This window comes from Vreelandella aquamarina, from assembly GCF_900110265.1.
In the GTDB taxonomy this organism is placed as follows: Bacteria; Pseudomonadota; Gammaproteobacteria; order Pseudomonadales; family Halomonadaceae; genus Vreelandella; species Vreelandella aquamarina.
The window spans coordinates 20292-23450 of the sequence record NZ_FODB01000056.1; the positions used below are offsets into that span (position 1 = coordinate 20292).

Sequence of the window (3159 nt, forward strand, 5' to 3'; positions counted from 1 at the left end):
CGATAGCTCAGTTGGTAGAGCAAATGACTGTTAATCATTGGGTCGCAGGTTCGAGTCCTGCTCGGGGAGCCATTGGCGTATCACCTTTCCTATCTGAATGATTTTATCGCCCGTTGCCACCTGGCATCTTGGGTGTTTTTACGTGTGTATTTGTTAGCTGTCCGTCCCTTCTTAACGCCTGCCTATCGTATGACGTACACTATGTTTCCAATTCATGGCGTAGGAAGGTGTCGTGGGAGAAGCGGCTAGCCTGCAGGCGCTGCAGGTCTTTAAGTGTTTGAGTGATGAAACGCGGCTGATGCTGGTGCTGCTGATTGCTAAAGAGCAGTCGCTGTGCGTGTGTGAGATGACCTATGCGCTGGAGGAGTCTCAGCCCAAGGTGTCTCGCCATTTGGCGCAGCTGCGCCAGTGCGGCCTGCTGATGGATCAGCGGGAAGGGCAGTGGGTCTATTACCGTTTAGCGCCGCAGCTACCTGCCTGGGCGCAGTCGATTATTGAATCCGCTGCGCAGGGGAGTGCGGTGCAGCTTAACGCGCTGACGCAGCGTTTGACGCGTATGGGAGATCGCCCTGCGCGGCGTGCCGCGCTCTGCTAGCGGTTATGATTTAGTCAGCACACACAAAAACGCCAGCCCGAGGGCTGGCGTCTTCGTACTTAGGGTAGCTCAAGCCGTTTACTTAACGCTTGGCCATGCGCTGTTGGTTTTGCAGGTGTACATAGTCAAGCAGCACTTCGGCGGCCTCGAGCACGTGCGCACGGTCGACCGGCACTTCTTCTTCGTTGCCTTCCGTTTCGCCTTCGCTTTCTACTTCAGGGTCTTCTGTCGGGGTGGTGCCGTCGCTACGTGCATCCATCCACTCTTCCAGTTCAGGCAGCCCCAGGGCGCGGCGGCGCTGGTTTTCCAGCGAGAGCTGTTCGGCTTCTTGGGCTTCTAGCTCGCGTTGGCGCTGCTCCCGGTTCAGGCTGACGCTGGTGTGCTGTTCACGCAGCTGGCGAGCCAGCGTGGATTGGCGCTCCAGGTAGCGGAAGTTGGGGTTCTCTTTGGCGCGCTCTTCATGGCGAGTAATCAGCGTCGGCAGTACACGTTCCGGCTCGCCGTAGCGGCGGTACTGAGCGTTCTGTACGGTGTCCCAGGCCAGGGCGTTGTCCAGGCTGCTCTCGCCAATCCGCTCTGGGTCAATCAGGCTGGGGAAGGTGATGTCGGGCTCGACGCCGCGATTCTGGGTGCTGTCGCCAGAGATACGGTAGAACTTGGCGCGGGTTAGCTTGATCTGGCCGTGGCTAAGCTCGTTCAGGGTTTGAACGGTGCCTTTGCCGAAGGTCGATGCGCCCACCACAATGCCACGACCATAATCCTGAATGGCACCGGCGAAGATTTCCGACGCCGAGGCCGAGAGGCGGTTCACCAGCACGGTCAGCGGGCCGTCGTACACGGTGCCTGCTTCGCTGTCGCCGTACAGCTGAATGCGGCCCTGGGCGTCGCGTACTTGCACGGTGGGGCCACGGTCGATAAACAGGCCGATCAGCGAGTTAGCTTCCTGGAGCGCACCGCCGCCGTTATTACGCAGATCTAGTACGATACCTTCAACGCCCTCTTTTTTCAGTTTTTCGATTTCGCGGGCTACATCGCGGGTGGTGCTGCGATACTCCTCTTCACCGGCCTGCCACGCATCAAAATCAACGTAGAACGTGGGAACGTTAATCACGCCAATGCGGTGAGGAGCGCCGTCGCGTTTAACTTCAATCACTTCGCTGTCAGCTGCCTGATCTTCCAAGCTCACCGTGTCGCGGGTGATTTCGACGATTTGCGAGCGGGTCATATCCACCGCCTGGGCCGGCACCACGTCCAGGCGGACCACGGAGCCTTTCGGGCCGCGAATCAGGTCGACGACGTTATCCAGGCGCATGCCCACCACGTTGACCATCTCTCCCTCTTCCTGGCCCACGGCGATAATGCGGTCGGCGGGTTCTAATACGCCTGCGCGATCCGCAGGGCCACCGGGTACGAGGCTAGAGACCTTGACGTACTCGCCGTCGGATTGCAGTAGCGCGCCTATGCCCTCCAGTGAGAGGCTCATTTGAATGTCAAAAGATTCGCCTTGGCGAGGAGAGAGGTAGCCGGTATGCGGGTCGATGGTGCCGGAGACAGCCGCCATCAGCAGCCCAAAGACATCTTCCGATTCCGTTTGGCGTAACCGCGAAAGCTGGCCTTCATAACGTTGGCGCAGGTTGTCTTCGATCTGCTCTGCGTCTTGGTCGGTGAGGGCGAGGGTCAGGGCGTCGTTTTTCAGCCGTTTGCGCCATAGCTCATCCAGCTCGCTTTCGCGGCTGGCCCAGGGAGCGTCTTCGCGGTTGACTTCCAAGCGTTCGTTGCTATCGAACTCCAACGATAAACCGTCGTCCAATTCGGCAAGCAGCCATTCCAAGCGGTTGGTGTGCCGCTCGCTGAGACGGTTGTAAAGCGCAAACGCATCGTCTAAGTCGCCGTCGAACAGCGCGTCGGCCATGTCGTCTTCGAGGTGGCGATAGGGTTCGATGTCACGGTTCAGTAAGTAGCTGCGCTGACCATCAAGAATGTCCAGATAGCGCTGGAAAGCTTCCTGTGACCACTGTTCGTCGAAATCAATATCGGCATAATGGCCATAGCGGAGGGCTTCCGCAATTTCCACCGCCGCTTGGCGTTGTTCGTCGGTCGGCGCAAGTTGCGCCAGCGCTGCCGGGCTGGTGATCACCAGCATCACGGCAAGGGCGACCGAGCGCGAAAGCGTTGCAAACAAGCTCATCAGTCAAGCTCTCCCGGATTTGTGTACACTCATTCTTCCCTAGCAGCCTGTCGGACTTTCCGTTGCACCGTGAGATACTGACCACCGTCATCGCCGAGCTGAGAAGATCGCCATGAGCCGCTTCATCCCTGTGGATCGCCAGACCGATTACCTGCTGCCGCCTTCGGTAGACGAGTGGTTGCCCGATGGTCACCTGGCGCGGTTCGTTGTCGATGTTGTCGAACAACTGGACCTCTCGACGTTGACCCGGCGTTACATGGGGCGGGGTTCCAAGGCACATCACCCGGCGGTGCTACTGAGCCTGCTGATCTACGGCTACGCCACCGGGGTGGTCTCCAGCCGCAAGATCGAGCGTGCCACCTATGACTCGGTGGCG

3 protein-coding genes are annotated in these 3159 nt (G+C 59.1%); 2 read left to right on the forward strand and 1 reads right to left on the reverse strand.

Going from position 1 to position 3159, the window contains the following annotated elements; translation table 11 throughout:
- Positions 1–232: 232 nt before the first annotated feature.
- Positions 233–595 (forward strand): metalloregulator ArsR/SmtB family transcription factor, encoded by a 363-nt coding sequence (locus BMY49_RS14090; RefSeq protein ID WP_044628261.1) that lies wholly within the window; start codon positions 233–235, stop codon positions 593–595.
- 82 nt (positions 596–677) lie between these two features.
- Here the strand turns inward: BMY49_RS14090 and BMY49_RS14095 are convergent, their stop codons facing one another.
- Positions 678–2783, reverse strand: coding sequence for a carboxy terminal-processing peptidase (locus tag BMY49_RS14095; protein WP_062359161.1), 2106 nt, complete (start codon positions 2781–2783; stop codon positions 678–680).
- A gap of 112 nt (positions 2784–2895) precedes the next feature.
- Here BMY49_RS14095 and BMY49_RS14100 point away from each other — a divergent pair.
- A partial coding sequence (locus tag BMY49_RS14100; protein WP_143058121.1) for a transposase occupies positions 2896–3159 on the forward strand: 264 nt, incomplete at its 3' end.